The organism is Microbacterium paludicola (assembly GCF_015235415.1).
GTDB lineage: Bacteria > Actinomycetota > Actinomycetes > Actinomycetales > Microbacteriaceae > Microbacterium > Microbacterium paludicola.
Genome location: NZ_JADGLL010000001.1, coordinates 45,154 through 59,363, shown reverse-complemented (window position 1 = coordinate 59,363; position 14,210 = coordinate 45,154). Strand labels below are relative to the sequence as shown.

14 protein-coding genes are annotated in these 14,210 nt (G+C 71.2%); 8 read left to right on the top strand and 6 right to left on the bottom strand.

The window, feature by feature from the left end:
• Positions 1–6 precede the first annotated feature (6 nt).
• Positions 7–1,521: a glycerol kinase GlpK gene (gene glpK / locus IR155_RS00275; protein WP_135112002.1), complete on the top strand. Its 1,515-nt coding sequence runs from the start codon at positions 7–9 to the stop codon at positions 1,519–1,521.
• A 249-nt stretch (positions 1,522–1,770) separates the two neighbouring features.
• Here the strand turns inward: glpK and ffh are convergent, their stop codons facing one another.
• On the bottom strand, positions 1,771–3,321 hold the full coding sequence (gene ffh, locus IR155_RS00270) for a signal recognition particle protein (RefSeq protein WP_135112000.1): 1,551 nt from the start codon (positions 3,319–3,321) through the stop codon (positions 1,771–1,773).
• Between ffh and lipB the strand changes: the two genes are divergently transcribed.
• Together lipB and lipA are read left to right on the top strand one after the other, a co-directional pair.
• Positions 3,320–4,069, top strand: a complete 750-nt coding sequence (gene lipB, locus IR155_RS00265; protein WP_135111998.1) for a lipoyl(octanoyl) transferase LipB — start codon at positions 3,320–3,322, stop codon at positions 4,067–4,069. The genes ffh and lipB overlap by 2 nt on opposite strands.
• A complete protein-coding gene (lipA, locus tag IR155_RS00260) occupies positions 4,066–5,085 on the top strand; it encodes a lipoyl synthase (RefSeq protein ID WP_194210262.1) in 1,020 nt (339 codons plus the stop codon). The genes lipB and lipA overlap by 4 nt, the downstream gene beginning before the upstream one ends.
• A gap of 103 nt (positions 5,086–5,188) precedes the next feature.
• On the opposite strand, the gene IR155_RS00255 is transcribed toward lipA, so the two are convergent.
• Entirely contained in the window at positions 5,189–5,749 is a 561-nt protein-coding gene (locus IR155_RS00255) for a TetR/AcrR family transcriptional regulator (RefSeq protein WP_233441042.1), read from the bottom strand.
• A 159-nt stretch (positions 5,750–5,908) separates the two neighbouring features.
• On the opposite strand from IR155_RS00255, the gene IR155_RS00250 reads away from it, so the two are divergent.
• Genes IR155_RS00250 through paaZ form a run of 3 tightly spaced genes read left to right on the top strand, consistent with a single transcriptional unit; the run spans position 5,909 to position 9,548 of the window.
• Complete coding sequence (locus IR155_RS00250) at positions 5,909–6,646, top strand: enoyl-CoA hydratase/isomerase family protein (RefSeq protein WP_194210261.1); 738 nt, start codon at positions 5,909–5,911, stop codon at positions 6,644–6,646.
• On the top strand, positions 6,643–7,503 hold the full coding sequence (locus IR155_RS00245) for a 3-hydroxyacyl-CoA dehydrogenase family protein (protein ID WP_135111994.1): 861 nt from the start codon (positions 6,643–6,645) through the stop codon (positions 7,501–7,503). Before IR155_RS00250 ends, IR155_RS00245 begins: the two co-directional genes overlap by 4 nt.
• Complete coding sequence (paaZ, locus tag IR155_RS00240) at positions 7,500–9,548, top strand: phenylacetic acid degradation bifunctional protein PaaZ (RefSeq protein ID WP_135111992.1); 2,049 nt, start codon at positions 7,500–7,502, stop codon at positions 9,546–9,548. The genes IR155_RS00245 and paaZ overlap by 4 nt, the downstream gene beginning before the upstream one ends.
• A gap of 17 nt (positions 9,549–9,565) precedes the next feature.
• Here the strand turns inward: paaZ and IR155_RS15825 are convergent, their stop codons facing one another.
• On the bottom strand, positions 9,566–10,210 hold the full coding sequence (locus IR155_RS15825) for an MmyB family transcriptional regulator (protein ID WP_209306711.1): 645 nt from the start codon (positions 10,208–10,210) through the stop codon (positions 9,566–9,568).
• Between the two features lie 43 nt (positions 10,211–10,253).
• On the opposite strand from IR155_RS15825, the gene IR155_RS15820 reads away from it, so the two are divergent.
• Both IR155_RS15820 and IR155_RS00230 read left to right on the top strand, forming a co-directional pair.
• Positions 10,254–10,463 carry a hypothetical protein gene (locus IR155_RS15820; RefSeq protein ID WP_228066448.1) on the top strand — a complete coding sequence of 70 codons (210 nt, stop codon included), beginning with the start codon at positions 10,254–10,256 and terminating at the stop codon, positions 10,461–10,463.
• A gap of 44 nt (positions 10,464–10,507) precedes the next feature.
• Positions 10,508–11,521 carry an aldo/keto reductase gene (locus tag IR155_RS00230; protein WP_135111990.1) on the top strand — a complete coding sequence of 338 codons (1,014 nt, stop codon included), beginning with the start codon at positions 10,508–10,510 and terminating at the stop codon, positions 11,519–11,521.
• 233 nt (positions 11,522–11,754) lie between these two features.
• On the opposite strand, the gene IR155_RS00225 is transcribed toward IR155_RS00230, so the two are convergent.
• Genes IR155_RS00225 through paaI form a run of 3 tightly spaced genes read right to left on the bottom strand, consistent with a single transcriptional unit; the run spans position 11,755 to position 14,209 of the window.
• Positions 11,755–12,378: a TetR/AcrR family transcriptional regulator gene (locus tag IR155_RS00225; protein WP_135111988.1), complete on the bottom strand. Its 624-nt coding sequence runs from the start codon at positions 12,376–12,378 to the stop codon at positions 11,755–11,757.
• Positions 12,379–12,404: 26 nt separating this feature from the next.
• The gene (paaK, locus tag IR155_RS00220) at positions 12,405–13,733 is read right to left on the bottom strand and encodes a phenylacetate--CoA ligase PaaK (RefSeq protein WP_135111986.1); all 1,329 of its coding nucleotides are present in this window, start codon (positions 13,731–13,733) and stop codon (positions 12,405–12,407) included.
• Positions 13,730–14,209: a hydroxyphenylacetyl-CoA thioesterase PaaI gene (paaI, locus tag IR155_RS00215; protein ID WP_228066447.1), complete on the bottom strand. Its 480-nt coding sequence runs from the start codon at positions 14,207–14,209 to the stop codon at positions 13,730–13,732. Before paaI ends, paaK begins: the two co-directional genes overlap by 4 nt.
• Between the last annotated feature and the right edge of the window lies 1 nt (position 14,210).

Genomic DNA, 14,210 nt, shown 5'->3' with positions numbered 1-14,210 from the left:
ATCCCCATGGCTGACTACGTCATCGCAATCGACCAGGGCACGACATCCAGCCGCGCCATCATCTTCGACAAGAAGGGCTCCATCGTCTCGACGGGGCAGAAAGAGCACGAGCAGATCTTCCCCAAGCCGGGCTGGGTCGAGCACGACCCGCTGGAGATCTGGCGCAACGTCCAGGAGGTGATCGGCATCGCGCTCGCGACCGCCGATCTCACCCGCCACGACATCGCCGCGGTGGGCATCACCAACCAGCGCGAGACCGCCGTGGTATGGGACCGCACGACCGGCAAGCCCGTCTACAACGCGATCGTGTGGCAGGACACCCGCACGCAGAGCATCGTCGATCGCCTCGCCCAGGACGGCGGCGTCGAGCGGTTCAAGCCGATCGTCGGCCTCCCGCTGGCGACGTACTTCTCGGGCACGAAGATCGTGTGGATCCTCGAGAACGTCGAGGGCGCGCGCGAGAAGGCCGAGGCCGGCGACCTGATGTTCGGCACGACCGACAGCTGGGTGCTCTGGAACCTCACGGGCGGCACGGACGGCGGCGTCCACGCGACCGACGTCACGAACGCCTCGCGCACGCTGTTCATGGACCTCGAGACCCTCGAGTGGCGCGACGACATCCTCGAGACGTTCGGGGTGCCGCGCTCGATGATGCCCGAGATCCGCTCGTCCTCCGAGGTGTACGGCGCGGCGGAGAGCTCCTCGCTGCTGCGCGAGACGCCCATCGCGGGCATCCTCGGTGACCAGCAGGCCGCCACCTTCGGCCAGGCGGCGTTCCAGACCGGTGAGAGCAAGAACACCTACGGCACCGGAAACTTCCTGATCTTCAACACGGGCGAGGAGATCGTCCACTCGAAGAACGGCCTGCTCACCACCGTCGGGTACAAGCTCGGCGACCAGCCGACGCACTATGCGCTCGAGGGCTCGATCGCGGTGACCGGATCGCTGATCCAGTGGCTGCGTGACCAGCTCGGGATCATCTCGTCGGCGCCCGAGGTGGAGAAGCTCGCCACCACGGTCGAGGACAACGGCGGAGTGTACTTCGTGCCGGCGTTCTCCGGCCTGTACGCCCCGTACTGGCGTCCGGATGCGCGCGGCGCGATCGTCGGCCTCACCCGCTACGCGAACAAGGGCCACATCGCCCGCGCCGCGCTCGAGGCCGTCGCCTTCCAGACCCGCGACGTCATCGACGCGGTCAACGCCGACGCCGGTGTCGACCTCACCGAGCTCAAGGTCGACGGCGGCATGGTCGCGAACGACGCGCTCATGCAGTTCCAGGCCGATGTGCTGGGCGTGCCGGTCGTCCGTCCGGTCGTCGCCGAGACCACGGCCCTGGGCGCGGCCTACGCCGCCGGTCTCGCCGTCGGCTTCTGGGCGGGCCTCGACGACCTGGCGGCCAACTGGCAGGAGGACCGCCGCTGGGAGTCGTCGATGGACGACGCCGAGCGCGATCGCCAGCTGCGACTGTGGCGCAAGGCCGTGGAGAAGTCGATGGACTGGGTCGACGACGACGTGAAGTGAGTCGCTGAAACGCTGAACGAAGCGGCCCGGGGATCCTCGGATCCCCGGGCTGCCAGGCTGCCGGGCTGCCGACGCTGCGCCCCGGTGCGAGCGGAGCGAGCGTGGAGCGAAGCGACTGCCGACCACCTCGAAAACGCGACGCCCGTCGACGGATGGAGCGAAGCGACAGCCCGCGAACGAGAGTGCCCGCGCGAAGCGTGGGCGCGAACGTTCGCGCACGCCCCCTGCTCTACCCCGCGAAGCGGGAGATCAACGGCCGCCGAAGAGCTTCTGGATCTCCGCCAGGTCGGCCTCAGACGGGGCCTGCTGCGCGCCAAGGCCGAAGCCCGAGCCCGTGGGCTGCTGCGTGATCATGCCGGCGTTCTCGGCGGCGCGCTTGGCGGGGTTGCCCGAGCGCGATCCGCCCTTCTTCTTCGCCTGCTTGCCGCGCTTGGCCGATGCGCCGGTGCGCCCCATCCCGGGCACGGGACCCATGCCGGGGATGTTCGGGGTTCCCCCGCGCGCGACGGTCTTCATCATCTTCGCGGCCTGCTCGAACCGGTTCACGAGCTGGTTCACGTCGGTGACGGTCATGCCGGATCCGCGCGCGATGCGCACGCGACGCGAGCCGTTCAGCAGCTTCGTGTTCTGACGCTCCGCCGGCGTCATCGAGCGGATGATCGCCTCCGTGCGGTCGATCTCGCGCTCGTCGAAGTCGTCCAGCTGCTGCTTCATCTGGCCCATGCCCGGCAGCATGCCGAGCATCTTCTTCATCGAGCCCATCTTCTTGAGCTGCTGCATCTGCTCGAGGAAGTCCTCGAGCGTGAACTGGTCCTTCGCGAACTTCTCGGCGACCTTCGCGGCCTCCTCCTCGTCGAAGGCCTGCTGCGCCTGCTCGATGAGGGTCAGGATGTCGCCGAGGTCGAGGATGCGGCTCGCCATGCGGTCGGGGTGGAACGGCTCGAGATCCTCGAGGCCCTCACCCGTGGACGCGAAGATGATCGGACGGCCCGTGACCGAGGCGACCGAGAGCGCGGCGCCACCGCGGGCATCGCCGTCGAGCTTCGACAGCACGACGCCCGTGAAGTCGACGCCCTCCTGGAATGCCTTGGCCGTGTTGACCGCGTCCTGACCGATCATCGCGTCGATGACGAACAGCACCTCGTCGGGGCTCGTCGCCTTGCGGATGTCGGCGGCCTGCTTCATCAGCTCGGCGTCGACGCCGAGGCGTCCTGCCGTGTCGATGATGACCACGTCGTGAAGCTTCTGCTTCGCGTACTCGACGCCGTCGCGCGAGACGCGCACCGGGTCGCCGACGCCGTTGCCGGGTTCGGGTGCGTAGATCGCCGCTCCCGCACGCTGGGCGACGACCTGCAGCTGGTTCACGGCGTTCGGGCGCTGCAGGTCGGCGGCGACGAGCAGCGGCGTGTGGCCGTCCTTCTCGAGCTGCCGCGCGAGCTTGCCGGCGAAGGTCGTCTTACCGGATCCCTGCAGGCCCGCGAGCATGATCACGGTCGGCGGGTTCTTCGCGAACTGCAGGCGGCGCTGCTGGCCGCCGAGGATGCCCACGAGCTCCTCGTTGACGATCTGCACGACCTGCTGCGCGGGGTTCAGGGCGCGGTTGACCTCGTCGCCGAGCGCGCGCTCGCGCACCTTGGCGGTGAAGTCCTTGACGACCGTGAGGGCGACATCCGCGTCGAGCAGGGCGCGGCGGATCTCGCGGACGGTGCCGTCGACGTCGGCCGGGGTGAGCTTTCCCTTGGTGCGGAGATTGCGGAAGGTCTCTGTGAGCCGGTCGGAGAGCGTGCCGAAGGTAGCCATGATCCTCCGATTCTACCGGCGCGACTCGGCGGATCCCCTGCGCCCGCCCGATCGGATCCGGCGTATTGTTGGACGCGATCCAGAAATCCGCGAAGGGATCCTCATGCTCGACATCGTCCGGGTCGGCCTCGCGCCGGCCTACGTCCCCTATCTCGAGGCGTGGGACCTGCAGCGCCGGGTGCACGCCGACGTCCGCGCCGGCGACAGGCCCGACACACTGCTGCTGCTCGAGCATGAGGCGGTCTACACGGCGGGAGTGCGCACGCAGCCCGAGGACCTGCCGACCGACGGCACCCCCGTCATCGAGGTCGACCGCGGCGGGCGGATCACCTGGCACGGCCCCGGCCAGCTGGTCGGGTACCCCATCGTGAGGCTGCCGGATCCGAACGACGTCGTCGGCCACGTGCGTCGCCTCGAGCGCGCGCTGATCGCCGCCCTCGCCGAGCTCGGCGTCGACGGATCGCAGCTCGAGGGCCGCAGCGGCGTCTGGGTCGAGCGGTCTGGCGCCTCTCCCGCCAAGATCGCGGCGATCGGCGTCCGCGTCGCGGGAGGCGTCACCATGCACGGCTTCGCGATCAACTGCGACAACGCGCTCGACGGGTTCGGCGCGATCGTCCCGTGCGGGATCCGGGACGCCGGCGTGACCACGATCACCGAAGTGGGCGGCCAGCGCGTCTCCCCCGCCGACGTCGTCGACGCCGTCTCTGCCGCGATGACCGCCGAGTTCGCGAAGGAGGTCGCCGCATGAGCGCCTGCGGTGCACCGGGCCCCGCGCCCGCCACGTCCCCCGACGGACGCAGGATGCTGCGCCTAGAGGTGCGCAACGCCGAGACGCCGATCGAGCGCAAGCCCGAGTGGATCAGGACCCGCGCGAAGACCGGGCCCGAGTACACGGCGCTCAAGTCGCTCGTGAAGAGCGAGGACCTCCACACGGTCTGCCAGGAGGCCGGCTGCCCCAACATCTACGAGTGCTGGGAGGACCGCGAGGCGACGTTCCTCATCGGCGGCTCGCAGTGCACGCGGCGGTGCGACTTCTGCCAGATCGACACGGGAAAGCCTGCCGACTACGACACGGACGAGCCGCGCCGCGTGGCAGAGAGCGTGCAGCGGATGGGCCTGAGGTACGCGACCGTCACGTCGGTCGCGCGAGACGATCTGCCCGACACCGGCGCCTGGCTGAACGCGGAGACGGTGCGGAAGATCCACGAGCTCAACCCGAACACCGGCGTCGAGCTGCTCGCGAACGAGCACAACGCCGATCCGGCGTTCCTCGGCCAGATCTTCGACGCGCGGCCCGAGGTCTTCGCCCACAACGTCGAGACGGTGCCGCGGATCTTCAAGCGCATCCGTCCGGCGTTCCGCTACGAGCGCTCGCTCGACGTGATCACGCAGGCGCGGGACGCGGGCCTCATCACCAAGTCGAACCTGATCCTCGGGATGGGCGAGGCACCGGAAGAGGTCATCGCCGCCCTGCACGACCTTCACGAGGCCGGCTGCGACATCATCACGATCACGCAGTACCTGCGCCCGACGCCGCGCCATCTGCCGGTCGCGCGCTGGGTCAAGCCGCAGGAGTTCGTCGAGTTCAAGGCCGAGGCCGAGCGCATCGGGTTCCTCGGCGTGCTCGCGGGACCGCTCGTGCGCTCGTCCTACCGCGCCGGGCGCCTGTGGGCGCAGTCGATGCTGTCGAAGGGGCGCGAGATCCCGTCGCACCTCGCACACATCGCCGAGGGCGCGGACGCCGGCTTCCTGCAGGCGGTCTGACGGCGGGACCGAGAACCGGACGCGTGTGACAGGCGAGGCTGGTGGAGGCCACATGCGTACGGCCCGCATCACGCCTCCGGCGTGCGACGCGGGCGGGGCGCGGTCAGTCGACCGGGATCGTGGCGATCGCCTCGAGGGCCGCATCGAGGGTGGTGGCGAGCTCGACCCGGCCGGGCCCCGCCAGCGCCCAGCGCTCGAGGGCCGCGATCACCGCCCCGCCGTAGGCCGCGCCGGCGACGTCGGCAGCGAGCGGATCCAGTCCGCGACGCCGGAGCGCGCGGGCGACCGACCGGCCGATGCGCGCGCGACGAAGGGCCGCCTCGCGCTCGAGTTCGGCAGCGAGTCCCATCGCCTCGGCGTTCGCGAGGGCGAGGGCGAGGGCGTCGGGAGCGAGCCCGCGTGCGATCTCCCGCACCGCCTCCCGCGGCGTGCCGCGCTCGAGGTCCGAGTCGAGAGCGTCGAGGCGCTCGTCGAGCCCGCCCCACAGCAGGGCCCCCTTCGACGCGGCGTAGTTGAAGAAGCTCGAGCGGCTCACTCCCGCACGCGCCGCGATCTCGGCGATGGAGGTCGCCTCGTAGCCCTGCTCGAGGAACAGCTCACTCGCGGCCTCGGCCAGCATCTCGCGTGAGGACGCCTTCGGCCGGCCCGCGCGGGAGGTGGTCACGTCGCCTCGCTCCGCTCGCTCCATCCGGCCCATGGCTCAAGCGTACGGGCGCGGCGTTTGCGCCGCCGCGCGGCATCCGCCTATCCTGAATTCATCACTGACCGTTCGGTCAGGAATTAGCATTCAGCTCCGTTCCGGTTCGACGAGGAGGTCATCCGGGTGAGCAGGACACTGCGCGTCGAGGTGCACGAGACGCACGTGCGCGCCACGCTCGACCGCCCCGAGAAGCGCAACGCGATCGACCGCGACCTGGTCGACGCGCTCCACTCGCTGTGCGCCGAGCTTGAACGCGAACCCCGCACGCTGATCCTCACCGGCGCGGGCGGCATCTTCGCGGCGGGCGCGGACATCGCCCAGCTTCGCGAGCGCCGCGCGGCCGACGCGCTCGAGGGAATCAACACCCACTGCTTCGCGCGCATCCGGGCCCTCCCCATGCCTGTGATCGCGGTCGTCGACGGGTACGCGCTCGGCGGCGGCGCCGAGCTCGCCTACGCGGCCGACATCCGGATCGGCACACCGGCGCTGCGGATCGGCAACCCCGAGACCGGCCTCGGCATCATCGCCGCCGCCGGGGCGACCTGGCGGCTGCGCGAGATCGTCGGCGAGCCGCTGGCGGCGGAGATCCTGCTGACCGGGCGCGTGCTCGATGCGGCGGAGGCGCTCGCCGCGGGCCTCGTCACCCAGGTGCTCGAGCCCGACGAGGCGCGGGCCGAGGCCGAGCGGATCGCGGCGCGGATCGCGGCCCTGGATCACGCCGCGACGCAGGCGACCAAGCGCGCCCTGCTCGCCCCGCGGGATGCGCACCCGGCCATCGATCTGCACGAGCAGGCGGTGCTGTTCGAGAGCCCGGAGAAGGAGCGACGGATGACGGCCTTCCTTGAGAGGAAGCGGACGTGACCGACCGGACCCCCGCGCGCGTCGGCGTGCTGGGAGGCGGCCGGATGGGCGCCGGGATCGCGCACGCCTTCCTGCTCGCGGGATCGGACGTCACCGTCGTGGAGCGGGACCAGGATGCGGCGGACGCGGCGCGCGCCCGGATCGAGCAGAGCATCGACGCCTCGATCGCGCGCGGCTTCGACGGGAGCGCGGCCCAGCTGCGCCGGCGCCTGACCGTGGCGACGGATGCCGCCGCCTTCGGGCTCCACGGCCTCGTCGTCGAGGCGGTCCCCGAGGACCTCGACCTCAAGCTCGAGGCGCTGCCGCGCGTCGAGGCGCAGCTCGCCGCGGATGCCGTGATCGCCTCGAACACCTCCTCGATCCCGCTCGCGCGCCTGACCGAGACGCTCGAGCGGCCGGAGCAGCTGATCGGCCTCCACTTCTTCAACCCGGTGCCCGCATCGACCCTGGTCGAGATCGTCGTGGGCGCGGACACGGCCCCCGGCCTCGCGGAGACCGCCCGCGGCTGGGTGCGCGCCCTCGGCAAGACGCCCATCACGGTGAGCGACTCCCCCGGCTTCGCCTCCAGCCGGCTCGGCGTCGCGATCGCGCTCGAGGCCATCCGGATGGTGCAGGACGGCGTCGCGAGCGCGGAGGACATCGACCTCGCGATGGAGCTCGGCTACCGGCACCCGACCGGGCCGCTCAAGACCACCGACCTGGTCGGGCTCGACGTGCGCCTCGGCATCGCCGAGCAGCTCGAGCGCGAGCTGGGCCCGCGCTTCGCCCCGCCGCAGCTGCTGCACGACATGGTCGCCGACGGTCGGATCGGCCGGAAGGCGGGACGCGGCTTCTACGACTGGAAGGACGGATCATGACCCGCATGCTGCAGAGCTATGTGCAGGACGCCTGGTGGAGCCCCGCGGAGGGCGTCGACGGCACGGAGGTGCGCGATGCCTCCACGGGCGAGGCGGTGGCGGTCGTGTCGAGCGAGGGCCTCGACGTCGGCGCGGCGCTCGAGCACGGCCGCACGGTGGGCCAGCGGAGCCTCGCTGCGCTCACCTTCCATCAGCGCGCGGTGCTGCTGAAGAAGATGGCGCTCGCCCTGCAGGAGCGCAAGGACGAGCTGTACGCGCTGTCCGCGCGCACCGGCGCGACGAAGAACGACTCCTGGGTCGACATCGAGGGCGGCATCGGGGTGCTGTTCACGTACTCCGGGAAGGGTCGGCGCGAGCTTCCCAACGCCACGATCCAGCTCGACGGCCCCCTCGAGGTGCTTGCGAAGGACGGGTCGTTCCTCGGCCGCCACATCCGCACGACGCTGCCGGGCGTCGCCGTGCAGATCAACGCGTTCAACTTCCCGGTCTGGGGGCCGCTCGAGAAGCTCGCGCCCGCCTTCCTCGCCGGCATGCCGAGCGTGATCAAGCCCGCGACGCCGACGGCCTATGTCACCGAGCACCTCGTGCGCATCCTCGTCGAGTCCGGGCTGCTGCCGGACGGATCCGTGCAGCTGATCACCGGGTCGGTGCGCGAGCTGTTCGAACATGCCCGCCTCGGCGACGTCGTGTCGTTCACCGGGTCGGCCTCCACCGCCGACAGCCTGCGCCGCCACGATGCGGTGCAGCGCGGTGGAGTGATCTTCAACGCCGAGACCGACTCGATCAACGCCTCGGTGCTGGGGCCGGATGCGACGCCCGGAACGCCCGAGTTCGACGCCTACGTGCGCCAGCTGGTGACCGAGATGACGGCCAAGGCGGGACAGAAATGCACCGCCATCCGCAGGGCGATCGTGCCGGCCGCGCTCGCCGACGAGGTCGTCGCGGCCGTCGACGCCAGGATCGCCGAGAAGGTCGTCGTCGGCGACCCGCGCTCCGAGGGCGTCACGATGGGCGCCCTCGCCTCGCTCGAGCAGCGCGACGAGGTGCTGCGCCAGGTGCGCACCCTGGTGGACGGCGGCGGGGAGATCGTGGTGGGCTCCGCCGAGGCACCCGAGGGCGACGGCGCGTTCCTGTCGCCGATCCTGCTCCGCTTCGACGACCCGAGGGCCCCGCGCGCGCACGACACCGAGGCGTTCGGCCCCGTGTCGTCGCTGCTGACCTACGAGACCCCGGCGCAGGCCGCCGACCTCGTCGTCCGCGGCGGCGGGTCGCTCGTCACGAGCGTCGCATCCGCCGATCCGGCCTTCGTGTCGGCCATCACGCGTCGCGTCGCCTCGGCCAACGGGCGCATCCTGCTGCTCGACCGGGATGATGCACGCTCGTCCACCGGGCACGGGTCCCCCCTGCCGATGCTGGTGCACGGCGGCCCGGGCCGTGCCGGCGGCGGTGAGGAGCTCGGCGGCATCCGGAGCGTGTTCCATTACATGCAGCGGACCGCCATCCAGGGCTCCCCTGAGATGCTCACGGCGGTGACGGGCGTGTGGCACACGGGGGCGCGCGTCGTGTCGGACGGCGTCCACCCGTTCCGGAAGTCGCTCGAGGAGCTGCGGATCGGCGACCAGGTGGTGTCCGCGGAGCGCGAGATCACGCTCGCCGACATCGAGCACTTCGCCGAGTTCACGGGCGACACGTTCTACGCGCACATGGACGAGGAGGCCGCCGCCGCCAACCCGTTCTTCCCGGGGCGCGTGGCGCACGGCTACCTGCTCGTGTCGTTCGCCGCGGGGCTGTTCGTCTCGCCTGAGCCTGGTCCCGTGCTGGCGAACTACGGACTCGAGAACCTGCGGTTCCTCACCCCCGTCTCCCCCGGCGACCGGATCCGCGTGACGCTCACCGCGAAGCAGATCATCCCGCGCGAGACCGACGAGTACGGCGAGGTGCACTGGGACGCGGTGCTGACGAACCAGCGCGACGAGACCGTCGCGACCTACGACGTCCTGACCCTGGTGTCGAAGGCGCCGGCGGCGGTGCCGGCGGTCGCCTGACCCGCGGCACCCGTGGATCAGATGGTCGCGCGCAGGTCCTGCGTGCCGATCACGCGCAGCAGCTCGAGCTTGTCGGCGGCGTCCGTCCCCTCCGCGGGGAAGTACGCGAGCAGCTTGATGTCGGAGTCCTCGGCGAGCAGCACCTCGCACCGCACGTCAACCCTTCCCACCTGCGGGTGCAGGAAGGTCTTGCGGTCGGCGCGGCGCACGGCGACGTCGTGCCGCTCCCAGATCTCGCGGAACTCCGCGCTGTCCGCGAGCAGGTCGTCGACGAGGCGCGTGACGTCCTGATCCCCGGCTCGGCGGGCGTGCGTCGCCCGCAGGTCGCTCACGTGCGCGGCGCTCAGCCGCTCCCAGTCGTCCCGCGGCGCGCGGCGCGCCTCGGGATCCGCGAACCAGCGCCAGATGACGTTGTTCGCGCGGCCGGGTCCGTACGGCTCGCCCGCCATCAGCGCCGAGGCGAGGGCGTTGCGCCAGACGATCTCGCCGAGGTCGCTGAACAGGATCACGGGGATGTCGACGAGCCGGCTCGCGAGGCTGATCAGCCCCGGACGCACGTGATGGTCGCCGCCCCGGCGCCGCGGCGGGGCGAGGCCCGCAAGGTGGAAGAGGTGGTCGCGCTGGTCGCGGTCGCACTGCAGCGCCCGGGCGATCGCGTTCACGACCGACTCCGACGGGGCCGACCCGCGGGCCTGCTCGAGGCGCGTGGTCGGTCGAGATGCCGGCGAGCTGCGCGATCTCCTCGCGGCGCAGGCCCGGCGTGCGGCGCCGCGGCCCGGTGGGCACGCCCACGTCGGCCGGGCGCAGCTGTTCGCGGCGGCGGCGCAGGAAGTCGGCGAGGGCCGGTCGATCGATCACCGGGCAATTCTCGTCCCTCGCGGCACGCTCAGCCAGGGAGAGCCCGTCCCTGGATGAACTGCGCCTGCCACGCGGATGCGAGGCGCATGAGGCTCGACACCATGACGAACACACGAACTCAGCCCCAGCTCACCCCGGCGCTGCGGAACCTCGGGCGCACCGGTCCCGCCGTCACGTCCCCCGGCCTCGGCGCCATGGGCCTGTCGGGCGCGTATGGCGCGACCGACGACGACCAGAGCGTCGGCGTCATCCACCGCTACCTCGACGCGGGCGGCACGCTGCTCGACACCGGCGACTTCTACGGCGCCGGCCACAACGAGATGCTGATCGGCCGCGCCCTGCGCGAGCGCTCGCGCGACGACGTTGTGCTCTCGGTGAAGTTCGGGGCGAACCTCGTGCCCGGCGGGATGCCCATCGGCTTCGACGGCAGCCCCCGCTCGGTGCACCGCTCGCTCGCCTACACGCTCACCCGCCTCGGCACCGACCACGTCGATATCTACCGCCCGGCACGGCTCGACCCGACCGTTCCCATCGAGGACACCGTCGGGGCGATCGCCGAGATGGTCGAGAAGGGCTTCGTGCGCCACATCGGCCTCAGCGAGGTCGGCGCCGACACCATCCGTCGCGCCGCCGCGGTCGCGCCCATCAGCGACGTCCAGATCGAGTACTCCCTGCTCAGCCGCGACATCGAGCGCAACGGCATCCTCGACGCGTGCCGCGAGCTCGGGATCGGCATCACGGCGTACGGCGTGCTGTCGCGCGGCCTGATCGGCGGCAGCAGCCCGACCGACGGCCCGCGCAGCCGCTACCCGCGCTTCCAGGGCGAGAACCTCGCCCACAACACCGCGCTCGTCGAGCGCCCGCAGGAGATCGCCGATGCAAAGGGCGTCACGCGCGCGCAGCTCGCGATCGCCTGGGCCGCGGCGCAGCACCCGCACATCGTGCCGATCGTCGGCGCACGCCGGGACGACCAGGTCGACTCGATGCTGGGAAGCGTCGCGGTCGAGCTGGATGCGTCGGATCTCGCGCGGATCGACGAGCTGCTTCCCGTGGGCGCCGCGCGAGGCGAGCGCTACCCGGAGCAGTTCATGGCCGATCTCGACAGCGAGCGCTGACCCGCGCGTCAGCTCGCGGATGGCCCGACCTCCCGAGGGGGTTCGGGCCGTTCGCGGTTCTCGCCGACCCGCGGACCGGCGTCAGAAGGCCGCGCGACGGCGTGGGCCGAGTGCCGACCGGCGATCGGCCCACATGCGCTGGTGCTCGCGCGCCTCGGCGACGACGGCCGGGTCGATAACCGGTTGCTGAGCGAGCGAAGCGAGCCGAAGCGACCGTTCGAGGCAGGTCGCCGTCAGCGGAAGTCGCGGGTCTCGCTGACGCGCAGGCCGCTGCGCACGAACGCGACGACGGCATCCGCGAGCTGCTCGGGGCTCAGGGGGCCCTCGGGGCGGTACCACTCGACGATCGAGTTGACCATGCCGAAGGTGAGTCGCTCGGCGAGGCCCGGATCGATGTCGTCGCGCACCGAGTCGTCGTCGCGCGCGAGTTCGAACAGGCGGCGCAGGCGCTGGTCGAGCTCGCGCCGCCGCTGCATCGCGCGACGTTCGACGTCGGTGTTGCCGCGCAGGCGCAGCAGCAGGGTGAGGTAGGGAAGCTGCCCGCAGGCGACGGTCACGGCACCCCGCAGCACGTGCCGGATGCGCATGTCGATCGGCCCGGAGGCCGCCTCGGGCGCGTCGAACACCTCCTGCAGCGAGCCGAGCGCCTTCTCGAGCGCCAGCTCGAGCATCTCCTCCTTCGAGGAGAAGTGGTGGTAGACGGCCGACTTCGACAGCCCGAGGCGCTGCGCGATGATGCCGAGCGAGGTGGCGTCGTAGCCGTGGTCGTTGAAGGCCTCGACGATCACGGCGAGCATGCCGTCGCGGTCGTAGCCGGGGCGCCCGCGGCGTGCGGGCGCGGCCTCCGTAGTGCTCATCGCTCCATCCTGCCTCAGCGCCCGTGTCAGCCCTGCTCGCGCAGGTCGTAGACGCGCTTGTACTTTCCCTCCGAGCGCGGCAGCGACCCGGTCGGCACGATCTCGACGTCCACCGTGGTGCCGATCCGCTCCTTGATGCGCAGCTGCAGGATGAGCGCGGCCGACTCGCTCGTGTGCCGCTCGACACCCGGCGTGCACTCGATCTTGACCGTCAGCTCGTCCATCCGACCCCGCTTCGTGAGCTCCAGGATGAAGTGCGGCGTGAGGTGCTCGATCTCGAGCGCGATCTCCTCGATCTGCGTCGGGAACAGGTTCACCCCGCGCAGGATGATCATGTCGTCGTTGCGTCCGGTGATCTTCTCGATCCGGCGCATCGCGGGATGCGCCGACCCCGGCAGCAGCCGCGTCAGGTCGCGCGTGCGGTAGCGGATGACGGGGAAGGCCTCCTTGGTGAGGGTCGTGAAAACCAGCTCCCCGTGCTCGCCGTCGGGCAGCCGCTGCAGGTCGTCGCCGATGATCTCGGGGAGGAAGTGGTCCTCCCAGATGTGGGGGCCGTCCTGGGTCTCGACGCTCTCCATCCCGACGCCCGGTCCCATCACCTCGGACAGCCCGTAGATGTCGACGGCCTTCAGCCCCACGCGGTGCTCGAGCTCGCGGCGCATCTCGTTCGTCCAGGGTTCGGCACCGCAGATCGCGACCTTCAGCGTCGTCTGACGCGGGTCGAGCCCCTGCTCCTCGAACGCATCGGCGATCGTCAGCAGGTAGCTCGGCGTGCACATGATCACGTCGGGCTCGAAGTCGCGGATGAGCTGCACCTGACGCGCGGTCTGCCCGCCCGAGACGGGGATCACGACGCAGCCGAGGCGCTCGATGCCGCCGTGCACGCCGAGACCGCCCGTGAACAGGCCGTACCCGTAGGCGTTGTGCACCTTCCACCCGGGCTGCACACCGGCGGCACGCAGCGATCGGGCGATGATGTCGGCCCAGCGGTCGAGGTCGCCCGCGGTGTAGCCGACGACGGTGGGCCGTCCGGTCGTCCCCGAGGACGCGTGGATGCGACGCACCTGGTCCATCGGCACCGCGAACATCCCGAAGGGGTACGCGGATCGCAGATCCTCCTTGGTCGTGAACGGCAGCTTCTCGACGTCGGCGAGCGAGCGGATGTCGTCGGGGACGATCCCCGCCGCCTCGAACTTGGTGCGATAGAGCGGCACGTTGTCGTACGCGTGGCGGACGGTCCACTGCAGCCGCTCCAGCTGGAGGGCCTCGAGCGCGGCCCGATCCATCGCCTCGGGATCGGCCCCGGTCGTCGGCGGGACGGAGTGCTCCGAGCGGAGCGGCATGGTGTCGGTCATCGAGACTCCTTCGTCATCGAGGTGGTGTGGTGGGGCGCCGGGAGCGCACGGGACCGGCCGCGGAACTCCGCCACGACCTCCCCGGCGCCATCCGTCACGGCGATGTCGTAGATGCCGTTGCGGCCGCCTGCCCAGCGGCGCTCGGCGGTGGCGGTGAGCCGATCCCCCGCGTGCGTGGCGCGGAGGAACGTGATGTCCGCGGCCTGCGCCACGACCATGTCCTCGCCCTCGTTGCAGGCGTAGGCGAAGGCCGTGTCGGCGAGCGTGAACACCATTCCGCCGTGAGTGATGCCGAAGCCGTTCGCCATCCAGTCGAGCACGGTCATCGCCAGGACGGCGCGTCCCGGCGCGAGGTCGAGGATCTCGATGCCGAAGTGCTGCTTCGTGAAGTCGGTGGGCGCCATCGTGGTCGCGCGCCACGCGGGGTCGGGGACGATTCCGTCCTCGTAGGTCTGCACCTGCTGATCCGGCGTCATG

Bases quoted from the DNA above. Each gene is read 5' to 3' on its own strand.
- glpK (WP_135112002.1), top strand. From the start codon at position 7: ATGGCTGACTACGTCATCGCAATCGACCAGGGCACGACATCCAGCCGC.
- lipB (WP_135111998.1), top strand. From the start codon at position 3,320: ATGATCCTCCGATTCTACCGGCGCGACTCGGCGGATCCCCTGCGCCCG.
- ffh (WP_135112000.1), bottom strand. From the start codon at position 3,321: ATGGCTACCTTCGGCACGCTCTCCGACCGGCTCACAGAGACCTTCCGC.
- lipA (WP_194210262.1), top strand. From the start codon at position 4,066: ATGAGCGCCTGCGGTGCACCGGGCCCCGCGCCCGCCACGTCCCCCGAC.
- paaZ (WP_135111992.1), top strand. From the start codon at position 7,500: ATGACCCGCATGCTGCAGAGCTATGTGCAGGACGCCTGGTGGAGCCCC.
- IR155_RS00230 (WP_135111990.1), top strand. From the start codon at position 10,508: ATGACGAACACACGAACTCAGCCCCAGCTCACCCCGGCGCTGCGGAAC.
- IR155_RS00225 (WP_135111988.1), bottom strand. From the start codon at position 12,378: ATGAGCACTACGGAGGCCGCGCCCGCACGCCGCGGGCGCCCCGGCTAC.
- paaK (WP_135111986.1), bottom strand. From the start codon at position 13,733: ATGACCGACACCATGCCGCTCCGCTCGGAGCACTCCGTCCCGCCGACG.
- paaI (WP_228066447.1), bottom strand. From the start codon at position 14,209: ATGACGCCGGATCAGCAGGTGCAGACCTACGAGGACGGAATCGTCCCC.